This is a genomic window from Sphingomonas sp. S2-65 (assembly GCF_021513175.1).
Taxonomy (GTDB): Bacteria; Pseudomonadota; Alphaproteobacteria; order Sphingomonadales; family Sphingomonadaceae; genus Sphingomonas.
Window position 1 is genome coordinate 2,659,585 of record NZ_CP090953.1, and the last position, 18,670, is coordinate 2,678,254.

At 69.6% G+C, this 18,670-nt stretch carries 21 protein-coding genes and 1 tRNA gene; 15 read left to right on the forward strand and 7 right to left on the reverse strand.

The window, feature by feature from the left end:
• The 5 genes from LZ586_RS12465 (at position 1) to LZ586_RS12485 (ending at position 3,970) form a co-directional block, all read left to right on the forward strand.
• Positions 1-294: a proton-translocating transhydrogenase family protein gene (locus tag LZ586_RS12465; RefSeq protein WP_235076610.1), complete on the forward strand. Its 294-nt coding sequence runs from the start codon at positions 1-3 to the stop codon at positions 292-294.
• A 1-nt stretch (position 295) separates the two neighbouring features.
• The gene (locus tag LZ586_RS12470; protein WP_235076611.1) at positions 296-1,786 is read left to right on the forward strand and encodes an NAD(P)(+) transhydrogenase (Re/Si-specific) subunit beta; all 1,491 of its coding nucleotides are present in this window, start codon (positions 296-298) and stop codon (positions 1,784-1,786) included.
• A 45-nt stretch (positions 1,787-1,831) separates the two neighbouring features.
• Positions 1,832-2,755, forward strand: a complete 924-nt coding sequence (locus LZ586_RS12475; RefSeq protein WP_235076612.1) for a hypothetical protein — start codon at positions 1,832-1,834, stop codon at positions 2,753-2,755.
• Positions 2,756-2,885: 130 nt separating this feature from the next.
• Complete coding sequence (locus tag LZ586_RS12480) at positions 2,886-3,848, forward strand: winged helix DNA-binding protein (RefSeq protein WP_235076613.1); 963 nt, start codon at positions 2,886-2,888, stop codon at positions 3,846-3,848.
• 46 nt (positions 3,849-3,894) lie between these two features.
• Positions 3,895-3,970, forward strand: a tRNA-Val gene (locus tag LZ586_RS12485).
• 46 nt (positions 3,971-4,016) lie between these two features.
• Here LZ586_RS12485 and LZ586_RS12490 read toward each other — a convergent pair.
• The gene (locus LZ586_RS12490) at positions 4,017-4,580 is read right to left on the reverse strand and encodes a helix-turn-helix domain-containing protein (RefSeq protein ID WP_235076614.1); all 564 of its coding nucleotides are present in this window, start codon (positions 4,578-4,580) and stop codon (positions 4,017-4,019) included.
• An 88-nt stretch (positions 4,581-4,668) separates the two neighbouring features.
• Between LZ586_RS12490 and LZ586_RS12495 the strand changes: the two genes are divergently transcribed.
• The gene (locus LZ586_RS12495) at positions 4,669-5,151 is read left to right on the forward strand and encodes a DUF6456 domain-containing protein (protein ID WP_235076615.1); all 483 of its coding nucleotides are present in this window, start codon (positions 4,669-4,671) and stop codon (positions 5,149-5,151) included.
• A 97-nt stretch (positions 5,152-5,248) separates the two neighbouring features.
• Positions 5,249-5,605 carry a PilZ domain-containing protein gene (locus LZ586_RS12500; RefSeq protein ID WP_235076616.1) on the forward strand — a complete coding sequence of 119 codons (357 nt, stop codon included), beginning with the start codon at positions 5,249-5,251 and terminating at the stop codon, positions 5,603-5,605.
• 31 nt (positions 5,606-5,636) lie between these two features.
• On the opposite strand, the gene LZ586_RS12505 is transcribed toward LZ586_RS12500, so the two are convergent.
• Positions 5,637-6,443, reverse strand: coding sequence for a DUF1206 domain-containing protein (locus tag LZ586_RS12505; protein ID WP_235076617.1), 807 nt, complete (start codon positions 6,441-6,443; stop codon positions 5,637-5,639).
• A gap of 191 nt (positions 6,444-6,634) precedes the next feature.
• On the opposite strand from LZ586_RS12505, the gene LZ586_RS12510 reads away from it, so the two are divergent.
• The 5 genes from LZ586_RS12510 to LZ586_RS12530 are packed head-to-tail and all read left to right on the forward strand — an operon-like array spanning position 6,635 to position 9,575.
• Positions 6,635-6,844, forward strand: a complete 210-nt coding sequence (locus LZ586_RS12510) for a hypothetical protein (protein WP_235076618.1) — start codon at positions 6,635-6,637, stop codon at positions 6,842-6,844.
• Complete coding sequence (locus LZ586_RS12515; protein WP_235076619.1) at positions 6,841-7,122, forward strand: hypothetical protein; 282 nt, start codon at positions 6,841-6,843, stop codon at positions 7,120-7,122. Before LZ586_RS12510 ends, LZ586_RS12515 begins: the two co-directional genes overlap by 4 nt.
• A gap of 2 nt (positions 7,123-7,124) precedes the next feature.
• Positions 7,125-8,132, forward strand: coding sequence for a zinc-dependent alcohol dehydrogenase family protein (locus LZ586_RS12520; RefSeq protein ID WP_235079802.1), 1,008 nt, complete (start codon positions 7,125-7,127; stop codon positions 8,130-8,132).
• 25 nt (positions 8,133-8,157) lie between these two features.
• Complete coding sequence (locus LZ586_RS12525) at positions 8,158-9,129, forward strand: aldo/keto reductase (RefSeq protein ID WP_235076620.1); 972 nt, start codon at positions 8,158-8,160, stop codon at positions 9,127-9,129.
• Positions 9,126-9,575 carry a hypothetical protein gene (locus LZ586_RS12530; protein WP_235076621.1) on the forward strand — a complete coding sequence of 150 codons (450 nt, stop codon included), beginning with the start codon at positions 9,126-9,128 and terminating at the stop codon, positions 9,573-9,575. The genes LZ586_RS12525 and LZ586_RS12530 overlap by 4 nt, the downstream gene beginning before the upstream one ends.
• A gap of 21 nt (positions 9,576-9,596) precedes the next feature.
• Here the strand turns inward: LZ586_RS12530 and LZ586_RS12535 are convergent, their stop codons facing one another.
• Positions 9,597-9,917, reverse strand: a complete 321-nt coding sequence (locus LZ586_RS12535; protein ID WP_235076622.1) for a DMT family transporter — start codon at positions 9,915-9,917, stop codon at positions 9,597-9,599.
• A 367-nt stretch (positions 9,918-10,284) separates the two neighbouring features.
• Here LZ586_RS12535 and LZ586_RS12540 point away from each other — a divergent pair, with 367 nt between their 5' ends.
• Positions 10,285-12,126, forward strand: a complete 1,842-nt coding sequence (locus tag LZ586_RS12540; protein WP_235076623.1) for a methyl-accepting chemotaxis protein — start codon at positions 10,285-10,287, stop codon at positions 12,124-12,126.
• Positions 12,127-12,133: 7 nt separating this feature from the next.
• Here the strand turns inward: LZ586_RS12540 and LZ586_RS12545 are convergent, their stop codons facing one another.
• On the reverse strand, positions 12,134-14,650 hold the full coding sequence (locus tag LZ586_RS12545; protein ID WP_235076624.1) for a DUF2339 domain-containing protein: 2,517 nt from the start codon (positions 14,648-14,650) through the stop codon (positions 12,134-12,136).
• Positions 14,651-14,753: 103 nt separating this feature from the next.
• Between LZ586_RS12545 and LZ586_RS12550 the strand changes: the two genes are divergently transcribed.
• Positions 14,754-15,434: a glutathione S-transferase family protein gene (locus LZ586_RS12550; protein ID WP_235076625.1), complete on the forward strand. Its 681-nt coding sequence runs from the start codon at positions 14,754-14,756 to the stop codon at positions 15,432-15,434.
• 32 nt (positions 15,435-15,466) lie between these two features.
• Positions 15,467-16,411, forward strand: coding sequence for a diaminopimelate epimerase (gene dapF, locus LZ586_RS12555; RefSeq protein WP_235076626.1), 945 nt, complete (start codon positions 15,467-15,469; stop codon positions 16,409-16,411).
• Positions 16,412-16,435: 24 nt separating this feature from the next.
• Here dapF and LZ586_RS12560 read toward each other — a convergent pair whose 3' ends face one another.
• The 3 genes from LZ586_RS12560 to LZ586_RS12570 form a co-directional block, all read right to left on the reverse strand.
• Positions 16,436-17,161, reverse strand: a complete 726-nt coding sequence (locus LZ586_RS12560) for a ZIP family metal transporter (RefSeq protein ID WP_235076627.1) — start codon at positions 17,159-17,161, stop codon at positions 16,436-16,438.
• 112 nt (positions 17,162-17,273) lie between these two features.
• Positions 17,274-18,158, reverse strand: a complete 885-nt coding sequence (locus LZ586_RS12565) for a hypothetical protein (protein ID WP_235076628.1) — start codon at positions 18,156-18,158, stop codon at positions 17,274-17,276.
• A 65-nt stretch (positions 18,159-18,223) separates the two neighbouring features.
• Complete coding sequence (locus tag LZ586_RS12570) at positions 18,224-18,592, reverse strand: response regulator transcription factor (protein WP_235076629.1); 369 nt, start codon at positions 18,590-18,592, stop codon at positions 18,224-18,226.
• Between the last annotated feature and the right edge of the window lie 78 nt (positions 18,593-18,670).

Genomic DNA, 18,670 nt, shown 5'->3' on the forward strand with positions numbered 1-18,670 from the left:
ATGGACTTCATCGCGATTTTGTCGATTTTCGTGCTGGCGTGCTTCGTTGGCTATTACGTGGTGTGGTCGGTGACGCCGGCGTTGCACACGCCGTTGATGGCGGTGACCAATGCCATTTCCTCGGTCATCATCGTCGGCGCGCTGATCGCGGCGGCGGCTTCGGGGCTGGGGAGTGGCGGGACGGTGTCCAAGTGGCTGGGGCTGCTTGCGGTGGTGTTCGCCAGCATCAACATCTTCGGGGGCTTTGCGGTGACCGCGCGCATGCTGGCGATGTACAAGAAGAAGGTGCGCTGAGATGGACCATGCCGTTTCAGCCAATCCCTGGGTAGCGCTGGCCTATCTCGTCGCGGGCGTGTGCTTCATCCTCGCGCTGCGCGGGCTCTCGAGCCCAGTGACCAGCCAGCGTGGCAATCGCCTGGGCATGATCGGCATGGCAATCGCCGTGGTGACTACGCTGGTGACGCACGTCCCGATGGCGGGCGTGCCCGACGCGGTCGGCGCGGTCGGCGCCATGGTGCCGAACTGGCTCTCGATCGGCGAGATCCTGGCCGCGATCGGGATCGGCGCGGCGATCGGGCTGGTGACGGCGCGGCGCATCGCGATGACCGCGATGCCGCAGCTCGTGGCGGCGTTCCACAGCCTAGTGGGGCTCGCGGCGGTGCTCGTTGCGGCGGCGGCGTTCCTCAATCCGCTAGCGTTCGGGATCGCCGAGATGGTGGTGCCGATGATCGGCGAACCGTTCGGATCGATCCACCCGGTCAGCCGGGTCGAGATGGCGCTGGGCGTGGCGATCGGCGCGATCACCTTTTCGGGATCGGTGATCGCCTTCCTCAAATTGAATGGCACGATGAGCGGCAAGCCGATCCTGTTGCCGATGCGCCACGCGATCAATTTGGGGCTGCTGGTGGCAATCGTCGCGCTGATCGCCAGCTTCACCCAGACGCAGTCGCCCACGGCGTTCTGGACGGTCACCGTGCTGAGCTTCGTCATCGGCTTCCTGCTGATCGTGCCGATCGGCGGGGCGGACATGCCGGTGGTGGTCAGCATGCTCAACAGCTATTCGGGCTGGGCGGCGGCGGCGATGGGGTTCACGCTGCACAATAGCGCGATGATCATCACCGGCGCGCTGGTGGGATCGTCGGGCGCGATCCTGAGCTACATCATGTGCCGGGCGATGAACCGCAGCTTCATCAGCGTGATCGCGGGCGGCTTCGGCGGCGACAGCGGCGGCCCGGCAGGCGCGGTGGCGAGCGACCGGCCGTGGAAGCGCGGATCGGCGGAGGATGCGGCGTTCCTGATGAGCCAGGCCGAGCAGGTCGTGATCGTGCCCGGATATGGCATGGCGGTGGCACAGGCGCAGCACGCGCTGCGCGAGATGGGCGACAAGCTCAAGGCGCATGGCGTGCGGGTGAAATATGCGATCCACCCGGTGGCGGGGCGGATGCCCGGGCACATGAACGTGCTGCTGGCCGAAGCCAACGTCCCCTATGACGACGTGTTCGAGCTGGAAGACATCAACTCCGAATTCGCGCAGACCGATGTCGCCTTCGTGATCGGCGCAAACGACGTCACCAACCCGGCGGCGAAGACGGACAAGTCGTCGCCAATCTACGGCATGCCGGTGCTCGACGTGGAGAAGGCCAAGACCGTGCTGTTCATCAAGCGATCGATGGGGGGCGTGGGCTATGCCGGCGTCGACAACGAGCTGTTCTACCGCGACAACACGATGATGCTGCTGGCCGACGCGAAGAAGATGGTGGAAGAGATCGTCAAGTCGCTCGACTGACGGGCCTGGGGCAAGCCCTCGAGAGCGGCTTCAAAAGGGGGAAACATGGCGAACATTGGGGCGATCGTCGGCGGTGGGTTCGACTTGATGCGGCGCAGGCCGGGGGCGGTGCTGTGCTGGGGCGCGCTGTCGGCGGTCGGCGGCGCGGTGTTGAACTATGCGCAATTGCGCGTGATCGGTGCTGCCGAGCCGGGGCTGGCCGCGCAATGGGCTGCGGGCGGTTTCGGCGCGGGCGGGTTCGCCGCCAGCGTGCTCTTCGGCTTCCTGTCGCTCGCCTTGTCGACCATCCTGTCGGCGGCGGCGTTTCGCGCGGTGCTGTGGCCCGAGGATCGCGGCCTCGCCTCGCTCCGGCTGAGCATGGACGAGGTCCGGATGATCGGCCTGACTCTGATCCTGTATGTGCTGAGCCTTGTGTTCGGGCTGATTGGCGGGCTTGGCATCGTGTTCCTGGGCAGCCTTGCAGGCTTGCTGTCGGGCGGGAACGCGGGTGTCGCGACGGCGCTCACCTTTGCGGCCGGGGTCGGGCTGATGTGCCTGATCGTGTTCGTGCTGGTGCGGCTGTCGGTGGTGTATCCGCTGGTGCTGGTGCGGCGGCGGATCAGCCTGGACGCGGCGTGGGACCTGACGCGCGGGCATTTCTGGTCGCTGCTTGGCGCCTATGTGCTGATCGCGCTGATGACGATGCTGGTGCTGACGCTGGCGGTCGTGCCGCTGGTCGCGCTGGGGCTGCAGAGCGGCGAGGCGATCGGCCGTGGCGGGCGGTGGATGACGATGTTCCAGCCGATGGGTTTGCCGGGCGTGTCGCCGACGCCGGTGCAGGTCGTCGCCATGCTGGTGGTTGGGACTGTGATCGCCAGCGTGATCTTGGCGATGTGGTCGGGCGGCGTGGCGAGTGCGGCGAAGGATCTGCTGGCGAGGCGGGTTCCCGCGCAGGATGAGCCTCTGGTTGAGCCCGGGGACGTGCTGTGATCGCTCCGTAATGGATGCGTCGTTAACCATAGCATCCGGATCGCCGCGCCGAACGTCCGAAGTGGAGGCGTTCCGACTCAGCCACGCCGGGATATTGCTGCAAGTTAAGAACAGATGATGAACTTCGGCCATGCGAAGGGGGAAGCTGGCGATGCTGAACGAGGGGATTGCGCGCGGATATGACGTGAGCGCGCCGCGCGCGCTGGTGATCGCGGATGCGGCCGAGGGCGCGCGCGCCGCGCTGCATGCCGCTGCGCTGGCGGGGTGCGAGACGCGTCCGCCGCTGTCCTTTGCCGCAGCGGCGCATGACTTTGGCGGCCATGGCGTTGCCGACGTGATCCTGATCGAGGCTGCTGGGGTGCCCGACCCGCTGCTGGACGTGGTGCTGGCGCGCGCCGACACGATGGCGCGCGAGCGGTCGCTGGGGATCGTGGCGGCGGTGCTGCCCGAGCAGATCGACGCGGCTGCGGCGCTGCTGTCGGGCCCGCGTGTCCAGTTGCTGTGCATGCCAAGCGACAGCGAGCGGGTCGCGGCGGTCACGGCGGCCAAGTGGATGGCGCGCGGCGAAGTGCATGACGTGTCGCGCGACGCCGACGTGATGCCGTTCCAGCGGCTGCACGAGGAAGTCGCGCGGCTGGCCGACACGCTGGGACGGCTGGTCCGCGAAGAGGCCCGGCAGCAGCATGCGGGCGTGCGGGGGCCGGTCAGCGGCTATCGCGGGCCGGGCGACGAGGCCGCCGCCGTCGACATCGACGCGCCGCAGGTGCGGGCGGTAATCCGCGCCCGGCGGATGCGCGGCCAGTTCTTCGGGAGCGAGCTGTTCGCCGACCCGGCCTGGGACATGCTGCTGGACCTGTTCGCGGCGGGACTGGAGCGGCGGCGGGTGTCGGTATCGAGCCTGTGCATCGCCGCGGCGGTGCCGCCGACCACCGCGTTGCGCTGGATCGGCACGCTGCACGATGCCGGGCTGTTCGAGCGCCAGGCGGACCCCAGCGATCGGCGGCGGGCCTATATCGGGCTGAGCGCGAAAGGCATCGAGGGGATGAAGAGCTATGCCGGGGCAGTGAAGCGCGCGGGACTGCCGCTGGTGTGACGAGGGACTTGCCCCGGCGGCAGTCTTTTGGCATCGGCGGGAGCGAGGGCGCTTAGCTCAGTTGGTAGAGCATCTCGTTTACACCGAGAGGGTCGGCGGTTCGAGCCCGTCAGCGCCCACCATCCTCCCCATCGACATACCCCGAGCGTGGGCCGGACGGCCGCGGCGTCACAGCGTGCGGACGAGGCGCTGGGCCGGCGCGATCCAGGCCGGGTCGGTGACGACCTGCTGGCGGCTGCCGGCGCCGAGCGGCAGCAAGTGGAGCTTGCCCCCCTCGCGGCCGATCAGCCGGGCGAACAGGAAGCGGCCGGCGGGCCGGGGCACCAGCACGTCGCGGTTCATCGCCTTGCCGAAATGCGCGGGATCGAGCGGCTGGCACCAGATCTCGTCACCGGCGCGATAATCACCGGCCGCGCCGGTGACGGTGACGGCGATCATGCCCGGCGCGCTCTTGGGCGGGACGACCGAGGCGGCGCGGCGCGGCGCGTGCGCGCCGCTGGCGTCGAGCGTGGCCGCGACGGCGATGTCGGGACGCTCGGGCAGGCGGACGAGATCGGCGGAGTCGACGCCGAGCGCGGCGGCGATGCGGTTGAGCCAGCCGACCGACACGGTGCGCGTTCCGGTTTCCAGCCGGCCGACGGTCTGGGCGGTGGTCGGCGGATCGCAGCGCGCCGCGACCTCCTCCAGCGTCAGACCCTTGGCGCGGCGGACTTCGCGTATCGCAGTGATCATCAAACGCCCCTTTTAACCCATCTGGTTTTTCGTTTTCCTACACACCAGCCTGTGTGGCAAGAGAAAGCGACTCGGACGGAGAAGAAAGATGCGCGAGCTGGTCGATCGGGGATGGGAAGACGGACGGGTGCAGGCGGCGCCGCCGCGGGCGGGCCAGCGGCGCGTGCGCGTCAATGTGGCGGAGTCGCCGCTGTCGTGGCTGCGCGCGCGCGGGCATATCGATGCGCGGCAGTTCGAAGCGGGGGAGCGGCTGCGCGCCGATTACGAGACCGCGTCGCTGGGCGCCCGCGTGACGATGCGGTGGGACACCAGCCCGCGCGCGCCCGGGAGGCGCGGCGCGTCGGAAGCGCTGGACCCGAGCCTGGCGCAGATCTCGGCCAAGCGGCGGTTCGATGCCGCGGTGGCGGCGGTGGGCCCGGGGCTGGAGGATGTGATGTGGCGCGTGGTGTGCGCGGGCGAGGGGCTGGCCGTGGCGGAGAAATCGCTCGGCTGGCCGGCGCGGGCGGGGAAGCTCGTGCTGGGACTGGCGCTGGATCGGCTGGCAAGTCATTACGGACTGGCAACTAAATAATCGACCAACAAGGAAGACAAGGTCCAGTTAACCTTCAATTTCCAGGAACCGGAGCAGGACGATATGCGATTATGGCTGCTTCTTGAGGGGGTACATCATGTCTTCGCGTAACCAAGAGCGCCGCCAGGCGCCGCGATCGAAGCTTTTCCAGCCGGCCGAGATGCGCAGCAGGGGCGACGAGTCGCGCGTCCACTTGCTCAACCTGTCGACCAGCGGTGCGCTGGTCTATGGCGAGGCGGTTCCGGTACTGGGCGAGGAGGTGCAGCTGCGCTGCAGCCTGCCGCTGGGTCCGGGCCGAGTCGCCTGGGTCGAGGGGCGGCGTTTCGGCGTCGAGTTCACCCGCGCGCTTTCCGACGCGGTCGTCGAGCAGGTGCTGCGCATTCAGGACGCACTGATCGTCAGCGCCAGTGCGCGGCTGGGCGTGCCGTGCCGAAAGGTGGCGGTGCCGGCCTGAGGGCCGGCACCGAGTCGCCTTCGGCGGCGCGTCAGTTCCCGACGCGTATCCGCCGGAACCGCGCCTCGACCAGGCTGTACACGCCGAACAGGATCAGCCCCGCGGCGACCAGGCCGAGCAGCCACGGGCCGTAGGGCTGGCTGCGCAGCGTGCGCATCGCCTGGACGGTGCCGCCAGCTTCGGAGACGCGGGCGTGCCAGGCGGCGGCGAGCAGGAACCAGCCGACCAGCAGGAACACCAGCGCGCGGGCCATGTAGCCGATCTGGCCGGCGAGGCAGACATAGCGCGGAACCGGCACGTCGCCGCTCAGATCCTTGGCGAAGCGCTTGCTCCAGCCCTTCCAGGCTTGCGCACCGGCACCGGCGACGAGGAGCAGGCCGACCGCGCCGAGCAGCCACTGGCCACCGGGCATGTCCATGATCCACCCGGACCAGTCGCGGGCGCGCGCGTCGCTGTTGCCCGCGGCGCTGCCGCTGGTGAGGTCCAGGGCGAGCCGCGCGGCGTAATATGCCAGGCCAAGATGGACCACCGCGCTCCAGCCGAAGCCGACGCGTTCGATCACTGCCTTGGCATCGGTGCCGCGGCGGTCCGGATCGAGCACTGCTTCGCTGAAGCGCCACAGCGCATAGCCAGCTAGCCCCAGCGCGATGAGGGCGAGCAGGACGTGGCCGAGCGGCTTTTCGGCGAGCGAGCCCATCGCCTGCTGGTTGTCGACCGGCGCGCTGCCGCGGCGGGCGGCGTCGAGCGCGAACCAGCCGACCAGCAGGTAAACCAGGCCGCGCGCGGCGAAGCCGAGCCGGGCGGCGATGGTCGCTGCGCGCTTGGGGTCGTGAGTCATGCGTCCTCCGCGATTCGCCGCGGAGCGCGGCTGGGCAAGCAAGTAACTCGGAAAGCGGCCGGGGGTTGCCTGGGGCAACGGTTCGTCGCGCGGCGGCTCGGCTGGGCCGATCGCGGCGCAACCGGCGCAGGGGCGGAGGGTTAACGCGATGAAGCTGTCGCCGCGACGGCAGGCATAGTGGCCTGGATCTCATGAAGCATCTGTTCGAGCGATCGATCATCGACTGCATCGCCCAAGCGCGGGCTCCCTCCGCGCAGGAACTGGAGGATGTGGCGCGGCGGCTGTGGGAAGAAGGGTTTGGCCGCGACAGCGGGACCGACTGGGCGGCTTGCCCGTTGAAGGGGGAGACGCGGGCGGCGGCGCACGCCGCGCTGCTCGGCACCGACAGGAGACGGACATGACTGACAGACGCACCGGAATGCCCACCGATCGGGTCGGCGACAGCGACAAGCAAGGCGTGGGCGTACAGGGCCTGGCCGGCGAGCGGACCGAGGACCGCGGCGTCGAACGGCCCGAGATGCGGCGCGACGTCGATCTTGGCGAGCGGACGGTAACGGTGGAGGAAAGCTCCGGCAATGCCTTTGCCGAAGCGCATGGCGCGGCGGACCAGTCGCCGCCCGACCCGGAGGCCGAAGGCGGCGTCGAAGACAATGCATTCCCCGAGAACAGCAAGGCTTGATGATGAAGGCGATGGCGTTACGCGACCCGGTTGGGCTGGATCAACTCGGGTTGGAGGATCGGCCCGATCCGGGTCAGCCCGGGCGCGGCGAGATCCGGGTGCGGTTGCAGGGAAGCACCTTGAACTTCCACGATCTGGGCGTGGTGACCGGACGGATGGGCGCGGTGCCGGGCCGGATACCGCTGGCCGATGGCGGCGGCGTGGTCGAAGCGGTGGGCACCGGCGTGACCGAATTCGCGGTGGGCGATGCAGTGGTGTCGTGCTTCTTTCCCGATTGGGAGGACGGCGTCGCGCCGCTGGGCGACTTCAGCCGGACGCCGGGCGACGGGCTGGACGGCTATGCGCGCGAAGCGGTGGTGGTGCCGGCGCGGTTCTTCACGCGCGCGCCCAAGGGGTTCAGCGCGGTGGAGGCGGCGGCGATCACCACCGCGGGGCTGACCGCCTGGCGGGCGCTGATCGGCGACGGGCAGCTGAAGCCCGGCGACACGGTGCTGTTGCTGGGCACCGGCGGCGTGTCGATCTGGGCCCTGCAGATCGCCAAAATGATGGGCGCCAGCGTGGCGATCACGTCTTCGTCGGGCGAGAAGCTGGAGCGCGCGCGCGGCATGGGCGCCGACTTCACGGTGAATTACCGCGAGACCGCCGAATGGGGCCGGGCGGTGCGCGACTGGACCGGCGGACTGGGCGTCGATCATGTCGTCGAGGTCGGCGGGCCGGGCACGGTGGCGCAGTCGATCGAGGCGGTGCGGCTGGGCGGGCATATCTCGCTGATTGGCGTGCTGACCGGCGGGGCGGGCGAAGTGCCGACCGCGGCGCTGATGGCCAAGCAGGCGCGGCTCCAGGGGCTGATCGTCGGCAGCCGGCGCCAGCAGCGCGACTTCGTCCGCGCGCTGGACGGCGGCGCGATCCGGCCGGTGATCGACCGGACCTTCGCACTGGAGGAACTGGCCGACGCCTTCCGATACGAGGCGAGCGCGGCGCATTTCGGCAAGATCGGCGTCGCATGGTAGCGGCCCGCAGAACCGAGGACGGGATATGACGCATTTCGTACCGCCGGGACCGCTCGGCTTCGGCGGAGCGCCGCTGGGCAACATGTTCGAGGCGGTGGACGATGCCAGTGCCGAGGCGGCGCTGGCGGCGGCATGGGACAGCGGCGTGCGCTATTTCGACACTGCGCCGCATTATGGCAGCGGGCTTTCGGAGCACCGCTTCGGCAATGTGCTGCGGCGCTATCCGCGCGACGCGTTCGTGCTGTCGACCAAGGTGGGGCGGCTGCTCGTTCCCGATGCCAGCCGGCCGGAGAACCCGCCGTTCAAGGACGGGCTGCCGTTCCGCGTGGCGGTGGACTATTCGTATGACGGCGTGATGCGATCGGTCGAGGACAGCCTGCAGCGGCTGGGGCTCGACCGGATCGACATCGCCTTCGTGCATGACCTGGCCGAGGACCATCTGGGCGCGGCGTGGCTCGACGCGTTCGAGGTCGCCCGCGAGGGCGGGTTCCGGGCGCTGACCGAGCTTCGCGACCAGGGCGTGATCGGGGGCTGGGGACTGGGGGTGAACCGGACCGAGCCGTGCGTGCGTGCGCTGGAGCAGGCCGATCCGGACGTGTTCCTGCTCGCCGGGCGCTACAGCCTGCTCAACCAGCCGGCACTGGAGGCGCTGTTCCCGATGTGCGCCAAGCGTGGCGTGCATGTGGTGGTGGGCGGCCCGTATAATTCGGGGCTGCTCGCGGGCGGGCGGACCTTCGAATATGCCGACGCGCCGCCCGAGATGATCGCCAAGCGCGACGCGATCGCCGCGGTGTGCGCGCGCCACGGCGCCGACATCCGCGCGGCGGCGCTGCAATTCTGCGCGGCGCATCCGGTGGTGGCGGCGATCATCCCCGGCGCCAAGCGGGCCGAAAAGGTGCGCGAGAATGCCGGGCTGATGACCGCGACCGTGCCGGCGGCGGTGTGGGACGAATTGCGCGCCGAGGGGCTGATCCCCGAAGAAGCGCCGACGCCGTGAGCATGATGCTCCTGGCGGTTGGCATGGTCGCGGCGCAACCCGGCGGGGTGCCGGCGCGGGCCGACCGGTTCATTCGGGAGCAGCTCAACCTCGAGCAGTATCGCGCGGCGGCCGCGGATCTGAACGGCAACGGTTCCCCGGAAATCATCGTCTACGCTGACGGGCCGCGACGCTGCGGCAGCGGGGGATGCACGCTGTTCATCCTCACGCCGGACGCGCAGACTTACCGAACCGTCACCAGGCTGACGGTGACGCGTCCGCCGATCCGGGTGCTCGAAACCGCGACGCGCGGCTGGCGCGATCTGGGCGTGCGCGTGGGCGGAGGCGGGATCGGGCCGGCTTATGACGTGCGGCTGCGGTTCGATGGCCGTTCTTACCCGAGCAACCCGACGGTGGCACCTGCGGTGCCGGCCGGGAATGCTCGCGGCCGCACCGTGCTGGACTGACGCGGAAGCCGGCGGTCGCGCTCAGGCGTCGCCGAAGATCTTGGTGCCGACCACGCCGACGATGATCAGGGCGATGAAGCCGGCCTGGATGAGGTTGAGCTTCTCGCCGAAGAGCAAGGTCCCGAAGATCGTCACGCCGACCGCGCCGAGGCCGGTCCACACCGCATAAGCGGTGCCGGCGGGCAGACCTTTCATCGCGAGGGCGAGGAGCCCCATGTTCACGAAGCTGAGCGTGATCGGGATCGCGGAAGCCGCCAGGGTGCCCTGACCCGCCGCCCATTTCAGGCTCAGCGCCCAGATGATCTCGGTAACGACGGCAACGCCGAGGATGAGCCACGCCATGGGATTTCTCCTGGATGCGGGCTCGTGAAAGCGCGCGCTGACCGGAAACCCGGAAGAGGTCGAGGCGCGAGGTGCCGGCGGAGACCGGCGAAGCGGGGCCAGATACTGTGCGGGACCGGTCCCGTCCAGCCCGCCGTTCTCCGGCGGTTTCGCTTTCGGGCCAGCTACTTGGGCGGCTTGGGGCGGCAGCTAGGTAGAATTCCGGAGGGGAATCCTACGAGTTGAATCCAGTCGGCGCGCGGAGTCGGCACGCACTTCTTCCTACAAGAGAAGATGTACCCGTTCGAGCGAGAGATCTCGCTTTGCCGGGTCTTGCGAAAAGAGAATGGAAGACGGGGAAATCCCCGCTCGGGTAAGGAGCGCCGTGTTGCTGAACAGACTACCGATTTCCCGCAAGCTGGCGGGATCGTTCGCCGCGATCATCGTGATCTTCGCCGTGGTCGGCGGATTGGTGTTCGCCAACCTGGCGAGCCTGACCGACGCCGCCAAGAGCAAGGAGCGCTCGCTGCGCGCCTTGCAGTTGAGCGAGACGATGATGTCGCAGGTGCTGGAGCAGCAGAACGCGGCGCGCGCTTTTGCCATCCTGGGCAAGCCGGAGTTCCTGAAGACCTATCAGGAGAATGGCGACAAGTTCTTCGAATCGATCCGGGCGTTCAAGGAAGTGTCCAAGTCCGACGAGCAGCAGGCACGCGCCGATCAGCTGGCCGGGCATGTCCGCACGCTGCGCGGCAAGCTGGACGAGATCATCGATCTGGCGCGCGATCCGGGGACGCGGGCCGCGGCGCAGCAGCGGACCGGCGTGAAGATGCTGGGCGATATCCGCGCGACGCTGAAGGCGCTGGCCGAGGTCCAGGAGAAGCGCGTCGAGGAAAACATAGCGGTCGAAGAAGCCGCGGCGAGCGCATCGCAGCGGGCGATCGGCATCGGCGGCGTGCTGTCGGTCGGGCTGGCGCTGTTCCTGGCCTGGTTCCTGTCGCGCAACGTCGCCAAGCCGATCAGCGAACTGACCGGCGTGATGAAGGCGTTGGCGAGCGGCGACAACGCCGTGCAGGTGAACGGCGGCACGCGCGGCGACGAGCTTGGCGGAATGGCGAGCGCGGTGCTGGTGTTCCGCGATGCCGCGATCGAGAAGCAGAAGTCCGACGCCGCCAAGGCCGAGGCCGATGCCGAGCAGCGGCGGGTGGTCGCGACGCTGGAAGCCAATCTGAGCAAGCTGGCGGCGGGCGACCTGCGCGCGAACATCACCGAGAGCTTTTCGGCGAGCTATGAGTCGGTGAAGACCAACTTCAACGAAGCGATGACCAGCCTGCGCAGCCTGATCGGATCGGTAAGCGAGAGCGCGGCGGCGATCCGCACCGGCTCGGGCGAGATCGCTCAGGCGTCGGAAGATTTGGCGCGCCGCACCGAAGCCAATGCCGCGAGCCTGGAGGAGACTTCGGCAGCGGTGACGCAGATGGACGGGCGCCTGAAGGCGACGGCGCAGGCCGCGACCCGCACGGTGGAGCGTGCCGATGGCGCGATCTCGACGGTGCAGGGCGGGCGCGGCATCGCCGACGAAGCGGTGCAGGCCATGGCGCGCGTCGCCGACGGTGCCAAGGGGATCGACAGCGTGATCGAGGGTCTCGACAAGATCGCCTTCCAGACGCGGGTGCTCGCGATGAACGCGGCGGTGGAAGCCGGGCGTGCCGGCGAGGCCGGGCGCGGCTTCGCGGTGGTCGCCGACCTGGTGTCGGCACTCGCGATGCGCTCGGAAGAGGAAGCCGCGCGTGCCCGCGACCAGCTGACCGCGACCCAGACCGACATCGTCTCGGCGGTGGAGATGGTCCAGAAGGTCGATGGCGCACTGGCCAACATCTCCGGCGATGTCGCCGAGGTCCACAGCCTGCTGGCGCAAATGGCGACCGACAACCAGGCGCAGTCGACGGCGATCAGCCAGATCAGCGTGGCGATCGGGACGATGGACCAGTCGACCCAGCAGAACGCGGCGATGGTCGAGCAGACCTCGGCCGCCGCGCGCAACCTGTCGAGCGAAGTGTCGGCGCTGGCCGAACAGGCGGGCAAGTTCGAGACCGGCGGCGCCGCCGCGCCGAAGTCGTTCAAGCCGGTCGCACCCAAAGCCAGGGCGATGGCGGGCGGCTATGTCTCGCCGGTGAAGCCGCTGCCGGTGTCGATCACGCCGCGGGGCGAGGATGACTGGGCGAGCTTCTAAGCCTCGCTCATAACGGTGACGAGACGGCGGCGCCTGGGTTTGGCGCCGCCGTCTTGCCGTGCCCGCCGAGGAACCGGCTGTATGCCCAGCCGATGCCGATCAGCGCGATGCCGAGTGCCAGGAAAGACAGGATGCGCAACAGGCCATCCAGCGCGGCCGCGTCGATCAGGAAGACCTTGAACGTGACCACGGTCAGCAGGACCAGGCCGGCGATCCGCAGGTCGCGCGCGCCGCTCGAGATCCCGCGCCACAGCCAGAACAACGCGGCGCCGAGCAGTATCGCCGAATAACCGCCATTTTCCGCGGTGGAGACCGAGCCGGTCATGAGGCTGCCATGCGCGGCCTGCCGGACCGCGGCCAGCAGCGCGACGAGCGTGGCCAGCGCGGCGCCGGTGCGGATCGGGCGCGTCGGCGCCAGCGTCCATGCCCAGGCCGCGACCGCCGCGGCGTGCAGCACGGCGGCATTGAGCAGCGGAATGCCGCCGACCTGTTGCGGCACGAGGACCGGCGACAGCAGCAGCAGATCGAACCAGACGAAACGGGCAAGACCGAGGGTGAGCAGCACGCCGCCCAGGCTGGGGAAGAGCGCGCGGCGCAGAAGGACCCAGCCCGCGGCTAGGCAAGCCTGGGTGAGCAGGGCGCGTTCGATGAAGCCGACGTCGGTGAAGCGATCGATCGTGGCGATGGCGAGGGGCTGCTTGGCGACCGCGTAGAGCAGCATCACGGCGACGGCGATGGCGACGCTGCCGATCAGGCGTCGGGCACGGCCGAGCATGCGCGGGTCGAGCAAGCTGGCAACCAGCGCGGCGGTAGGGAGAGCCAGCTCGCGCAAGAGCAGGCCGGGCAGCGGCAGGCGCAGATAGGGCAGGCGGTCGCCCATCGCCGATGCCGTGACCAGCTCGGTTAGGGCGAGCAGCGGCAGCGCGGCGGCGAGCAGCGCGGCGACATAGGGGAGCGCGGGCAGCGGGAACAGCGCGCGGGCTCCGGTGATGCGGGCCCATTGGGCGAGGCCGAGAATGGCGAGCGCCAGCGGAACCGAGAGCCAGGCGTCGGGCAGGAACTGGGCGGTGCCGAGGACGGCGAGGAGCGCAGTGGCGAGGCTGGCGAGGACGAGTGCGGGCTCGTCGGCGGCGGTGCGGCGGCGCCAGACGAGGTGCGCGCAAGCTGCGGCGGCGAGCAGTTCGAAAACGCCCCAGACCGGGGCCGAGAGCAGCGACGGCGCAAGGGCGTGGGCGACCAGCAGGGGCCCCGCGGTGCCGCCGAGTGCGAGCTCGGCCCAGCGCGGGCTGCGGTTGGCGAGCAGATGCCCGGGCACCGCGAAGAGCAGGGTGGCGACGGCCGCGGCGAGCGGCGTGGCGCTGTGTTCGGGCTGGAGCAGCGCGATCGCCTCGAGCACGAGCAGGAAGCCGAGCGCGGCCAGCGCGCCGGGAAGATAGAGTGACTCGCGCCAGGAAAGGAACAGCGCAGCGGCGGCGAGGACCAGGTAGAAGCTCCAGGCGAGCGCGCCGAACTCGAGCGAGGGTGCGAGCGCCACCAGCTGGACGAACCCGGCGACGAGCGGCGCCAGGCGCAGCCACGGATTGCGGGTGCCGGTGGCGGGCAGCGCGATGCTGGCGCAGGCGGCGAGCAGCATGGTGAAGGCGCCGACCGCGGACAGCGCCTCCGGGCGATCCTGCAGTGCGGCGATGAGGAAGTTGATCCAGCCGAACCCCGCCACCGCCGCGGCGAGCGCCAGCCAGCCCCAGCCGCGCCGGATGGCGAGGCCGAACAGGGCGGCGATGAACAGCGCGAGATAGACGAGCAGCGGCCCGATCCCGGCGGCGTCGAAGCCGGCGAGCAGTGGCGCGACGAAGCCGCCGACCAGCGCCATCGCCGCGGTCGGCGGGCCATGGCGCAGCGCCAGGGCCATGGCGGCGCCGGTGACCAGGACGACGAGGGCGAAGGCGGAAAGCGGGCTCAGCAGATGGTATAGTGCGGCCGCCATGTAGAGCGTGCCGTAGAGGCTGGCGATGCCGGCACCGGCCAGCGCCTGGGCTACGCGGGGATCGTCGCGGGTCGCAGACAGGTTGCGCGCGGCTTCGCTCCCGGCGATCAGCACGAGGCCGAACAGCGCGGCGAGCACCGTGCGGGTGCCAGGGCCGAGCAGGCCGCTCTCAATCGAATAGCGAACGAGGAAGAAGCCGGAGAGCACCAGCGCGGCGCCGCCGATCCAGATCGGCAGCCGGCCCCCGATCAGCGATTCCAGAGTAAGACGGGGTTCGGACGGATACGCGTGTTCGGGAGCCGGCGCGGATACGGGCTCAGGCGCAGGCGCCAGCACCGGCCTGACGGCGGCGGGGGGCGCCGCGCTGAGGGGCGTGGCGCGGCGTTCCACTGCGGCCACCGGCGCGCGGTCCTGCTGTTCGAGGTCGGCGAGACGGGACTCGACGCGGGTCAGCGCCTGTTCCACAATCCGAAGCCTTCGCAGGACCGAGATAACGGCCGCGACGGCGCCCAGGGCGATCAGGAGCGTGAGAGCGTTCACCGAAACCGTCTTGGCACAGCCGGATGCCCCTGTCGCGGGGGATGGTTTCGAGGCCGGCTCGGTAAGGGCGTCGCGTCGGTCATGCTTGCGAGAGGAATGCGTGATGATCGTATTTGGTTCGACGCTGTCGCCCTATGTGCGCAAGGTAATGGTGTTCGGGGCCGAAAAAGGCCTGACGCTGCAGCTGAAGTCCGCGGGGCTGGGGCGCGGCGGCGAGGACTTCGCGGCCGCCAGCCCGTTCGGCAAGATACCCGGCTTCCAGGATGGCGACTTCCGTATCGCCGACTCCACCGCGATCGTGACCTATCTCGAGGCGAAATATCCCGAGCCGCCGTTGATCCCGGCTTCGCCCGAGGATCGTGCTCGGACGATCTGGTTCGACGAGTTCGCCGACACGCTGATGATGGCCGCGGGCAGCGCCATCTTCGGTCAGCGTTTCGTGCGGCCGCGGGTCCTGAAGCAGGGGTGCGACCATGACATCGCCGATCGTGCCGAACGCGAGCTGCTGCCGCCGCTATTCGCGTATCTGGAGCGGACGATCCCGAACAGCGGCTATCTCGTCGCCGACCGGCTGACGCTGGCGGACATCGCGGTGGCCAGCCCGCTCGCGACGCTTGGCTGCGTCGGGGTACGGGCTGGCGAGGACCCATATCCCCGGACCGCCGCGTGGCTGAAGGCGATCCTGGCGCGACCGAGCTTCGCGACGATCCTCGCGCAGGACGAGGCGCTGGTAGCGGCGCTGGGCGGGCCGGTGGGGGGAGCGCGCTCGACCCCTAGCGAGTAGCCAAGCGGAGCCCGGTCGCCTACATCGCGGGCATGCAGCTCTCGTTCCTCAAATGTCATGGCTCCGGCAACGATTTTCCGCTGATCGACGCGCGAGCGCTGGCGCTGAGCGATGCCGAATGGGCCGGGACCGCCCGGGCGCTGGCGGACCGGGCGGGCCCGGTCGGAGGCGACGGGTTGCTGCTGCTGACCGCGGGCGACGGCGAGTGCGCGTTCGGGATGCGGATGTTCAACGCGGACGGCTCGGAGGCCGAGACCTGCCTCAACGGGCTGCGCTGCGTGGCGCGGGCCGGGTTCGAGGCGCTGGGCGTCGACCGCGCGACCGTGCGACTCAAGACCAGCCGCGCCGAGGTCGCGCGTGACGCCGAGCTGGCGCCGGGGGTGGTCACGGTGCGAACGGTGGTGGGGCCGAATTCGGTCGCGGCGGGCGATGTCGGGCTGAAGATCGGCGCGGCGCAGGTGATCGAGGCGGCGGTGCCCGGGTTGCCTAGCGCGCGCGCCTTCACCGCGGTGGCGATGCCCAATCCGCATCTGGTGACCTTTGTCGATCACGTCGACGAGGCCGAGCTGGTGGCGCTGGGCAGCTGGTGCGAGGCGGGACCGGCGCTGATCCCGGCGCGGGCGAACGTGTCGTTCGTGGAGGTGCGCGGGCCGGCCGACCTGTTCGTGCGGACCTTCGAGCGCGGGGTGGGGCTGACCGACAGTTGCGGCAGCGCGATGGCGGCGTCGGTGCTGGCGGCGGGGCTCACCTGCCGGGTGCCGTTCGACACGCAGGTGCGCGTGTTCAACAAGGGCGGCATGGTCCGGGGGCAGGCGCATGCGGATCGCGTCGTCACCATCTCCGGCAACGCCAGCTTCCTGTATGACGCGCGTGTCGAGGTGGATGTCGCGGCGGCGCGGGCGGTGGTGCCGGTGATACAGGCGCGGCGCGACGACGAAGCGGCGGCGTGGAGCGCCGCGCTGGCGGCGCTGGTCTGAGGCCTTGGGTGCCGGTGGGTGGCCTCAGCCGCCCAGCTTGGTGAGGACGAAGGCGGCGAGGAAGCCCAAGACCGCGATCAGCCCGGAATAGTCGTGGCTCGCTTCGGTCGCTTCGGGGATCATCGTGTCGACGAGCATCGCGAGGATCGCGCCGGCGGCAACCGCGGTGACCGCCGCGAGCACGTCCGGCGAGACGCCGGCGAGCATCGAATAGCCGAACAGCGACGCGAGACCCGAGGCGAGCGCGATGCCGCCCCAAACCCCGAACACATAGCCCGCCGACCGCCCGGCGCGCTTCATGCCGGCGGCGCTCGACAGGCCTTCGGGAACGTTCGACAGGAAGACCGCGGCGACGGTGACCAGGCTGACGCCCTTGCCGCCGAGCAGGCTGGTGCCGATCACCACCGATTCGGGTATGCCGTCGAGCAGCGCGCCGACCGCCAGGGCGAGGCCGGAGCCCTGATCGGCGTTCTGCTGGGTGGCGCCGGGGTTGGTGCCCGAGCGCTTGCGGTGGCGCGCACCCTGGCGGGAGAGCAGGACATTGGCGAACGTGTAGACCGCCGCGCCGGCGAGGAAGCCAAGCGCCGTGGAGTCGAAGCCGCCACGGGCATAGGCTTCATCCATCAGATCGAACGCGACGGCCGATATCAGCACGCCCGCGCCGATCGCCATGACCGCGGCAATCAGCCGCTGCGGCAGCGCCACCAACCAGGCGATACCGGCCCCGACGACGAGCGCAGAGCCGCCCACCAATCCCCATAACCCTGCTGTGAGTGCGCCCGACACTTGCTGTTCTTCCTGCCGCGAAAGGCGGAGCAACGCCGGACCGCGGGCGGCGATCCCCGCGCCGCGGCGTTCGCGGCTATTTCTCGCCGGCTGCGGTTAGCAGGTGTTCGACTTCCTTGCGGATCGTGTTGCGCTGATAGCCGGCATAGACCGCCCGGTCGCCGCGGTAGAGGCCACGCAGGAACCCGATATCCCAGCGGGTCAACGTGGCGGGGATACGGCCGGGCCGCGCGGGATCGAACATGGTGAGGATCGTCGGTGCTGCCGTTCCTTCGAGACGCGCGGGATCGGCATCCGCATAGGCGCGCATCGCGGCATAGTCGGCAAGTTGCACCGTCGTCAGCCCGTTCACCGCGCCGCTCTCGATCACGACCACCGCGGCGGAAAAGGGCAGTCGTACCGATGGAGCGAGGCGCGTGGCCTGGAACGGGTTGGTGACCACGGCGCCGTTTACTGGATCGGAGGCGACGCCCGCATCGCTCAGCGGAACGCCCGGCAACTGCCAGGCAACCGCCGGGCCGGGCGTATCCAGAAGGCGGCGGACTTCGGACTTGGGGACGCCGGCGAAGTAATTGGGGTATTTCTTGCGAAGCGCCTGGAGGAAGGCGTTCTTGTCGGGCGTCAGCACCACCACGACGTTGGCGCGGCACCTGGCACTTGCCAGCGGTATGTCTGCGGCCTCCGCCACGCGGCGCAGCCGCCTTACGATCTGATCGCGTGGAACCTGCCTCAGGCCGATGGACGCCGGGCAGACGCCGTCTTCGAACCGGCTGAGTACCCGGACCCCAGGCCTTGCGGTCAATGCGCCGACAAAGTCGCGGATGTCCTTGTCGAGGTTCTTCCTGCCCTCGATGATAACCTGGGGGGTGCCGGAAGGGAGCGGCTGGTCCTGGGCCAGGGCGCTCGGCGCCAGGAACAGTGCGGCACCGAAGATCGAAAGGGGAAGCGCCGTGTTGAGCATCGCCTGACTCCTGATCGTCCTGGCCGAGCGTATAACAGAGGCCGGCGCGGTGCCAGTGGCGTTGCTCAGCCCTTTGCGAGCATCTCGTTGACGCGGAAGACGAGTTCGTCGGGATCAAAGGGCTTCTTCATATACTCGTTGGCGCCGGCGAAACGGGCCAGTTCCTCGTCGCGGCTGCTGCGGCGGCCGGTCAGCATCATCACGGGGAGCAAGGCGAAGTCATTGAGCTTGCGCAGTTCCTGGACCAGCAGCACGCCCGACAGCCCCGGCATGTTGCAATCGAGGATGACGAGATCGGGGCGGCGCGCCTTGATCACCCGAAGCGCCTCCGCGCCGTCGGTGACCAGGCCGGCGCCGTGGCCGGCGGCGATCAGCGCGTCGCGGGCGATCGAGCCCAATATCTCGTCGTCGTCGGCGATGATGATGCGTGCCATGCAGTTCGACCCATTTTCTGTTTATCGGCAAGCGCCATTTTCCATTCTGAACGCGTGCGCAAGTGCGCAGACGTGGCC

Coding starts and splice junctions, on each gene's coding strand:
- dapF (WP_235076626.1), top strand. CDS start 15,467: ATGCAGCTCTCGTTCCTCAAATGTCATGGCTCCGGCAACGATTTTCCG.
- LZ586_RS12470 (WP_235076611.1), top strand. CDS start 296: ATGGACCATGCCGTTTCAGCCAATCCCTGGGTAGCGCTGGCCTATCTC.
- LZ586_RS12495 (WP_235076615.1), top strand. CDS start 4,669: ATGCGCGAGCTGGTCGATCGGGGATGGGAAGACGGACGGGTGCAGGCG.
- LZ586_RS12570 (WP_235076629.1), bottom strand. CDS start 18,592: ATGGCACGCATCATCATCGCCGACGACGACGAGATATTGGGCTCGATC.
- LZ586_RS12535 (WP_235076622.1), bottom strand. CDS start 9,917: ATGGCGTGGCTCATCCTCGGCGTTGCCGTCGTTACCGAGATCATCTGG.
- LZ586_RS12510 (WP_235076618.1), top strand. CDS start 6,635: ATGAAGCATCTGTTCGAGCGATCGATCATCGACTGCATCGCCCAAGCG.
- LZ586_RS12550 (WP_235076625.1), top strand. CDS start 14,754: ATGATCGTATTTGGTTCGACGCTGTCGCCCTATGTGCGCAAGGTAATG.
- LZ586_RS12520 (WP_235079802.1), top strand. CDS start 7,125: ATGAAGGCGATGGCGTTACGCGACCCGGTTGGGCTGGATCAACTCGGG.
- LZ586_RS12480 (WP_235076613.1), top strand. CDS start 2,886: ATGCGAAGGGGGAAGCTGGCGATGCTGAACGAGGGGATTGCGCGCGGA.
- LZ586_RS12475 (WP_235076612.1), top strand. CDS start 1,832: ATGGCGAACATTGGGGCGATCGTCGGCGGTGGGTTCGACTTGATGCGG.
- LZ586_RS12525 (WP_235076620.1), top strand. CDS start 8,158: ATGACGCATTTCGTACCGCCGGGACCGCTCGGCTTCGGCGGAGCGCCG.
- LZ586_RS12490 (WP_235076614.1), bottom strand. CDS start 4,580: ATGATCACTGCGATACGCGAAGTCCGCCGCGCCAAGGGTCTGACGCTG.
- LZ586_RS12465 (WP_235076610.1), top strand. CDS start 1: ATGGACTTCATCGCGATTTTGTCGATTTTCGTGCTGGCGTGCTTCGTT.
- LZ586_RS12515 (WP_235076619.1), top strand. CDS start 6,841: ATGACTGACAGACGCACCGGAATGCCCACCGATCGGGTCGGCGACAGC.
- LZ586_RS12500 (WP_235076616.1), top strand. CDS start 5,249: ATGTCTTCGCGTAACCAAGAGCGCCGCCAGGCGCCGCGATCGAAGCTT.
- LZ586_RS12505 (WP_235076617.1), bottom strand. CDS start 6,443: ATGACTCACGACCCCAAGCGCGCAGCGACCATCGCCGCCCGGCTCGGC.
- LZ586_RS12565 (WP_235076628.1), bottom strand. CDS start 18,158: ATGCTCAACACGGCGCTTCCCCTTTCGATCTTCGGTGCCGCACTGTTC.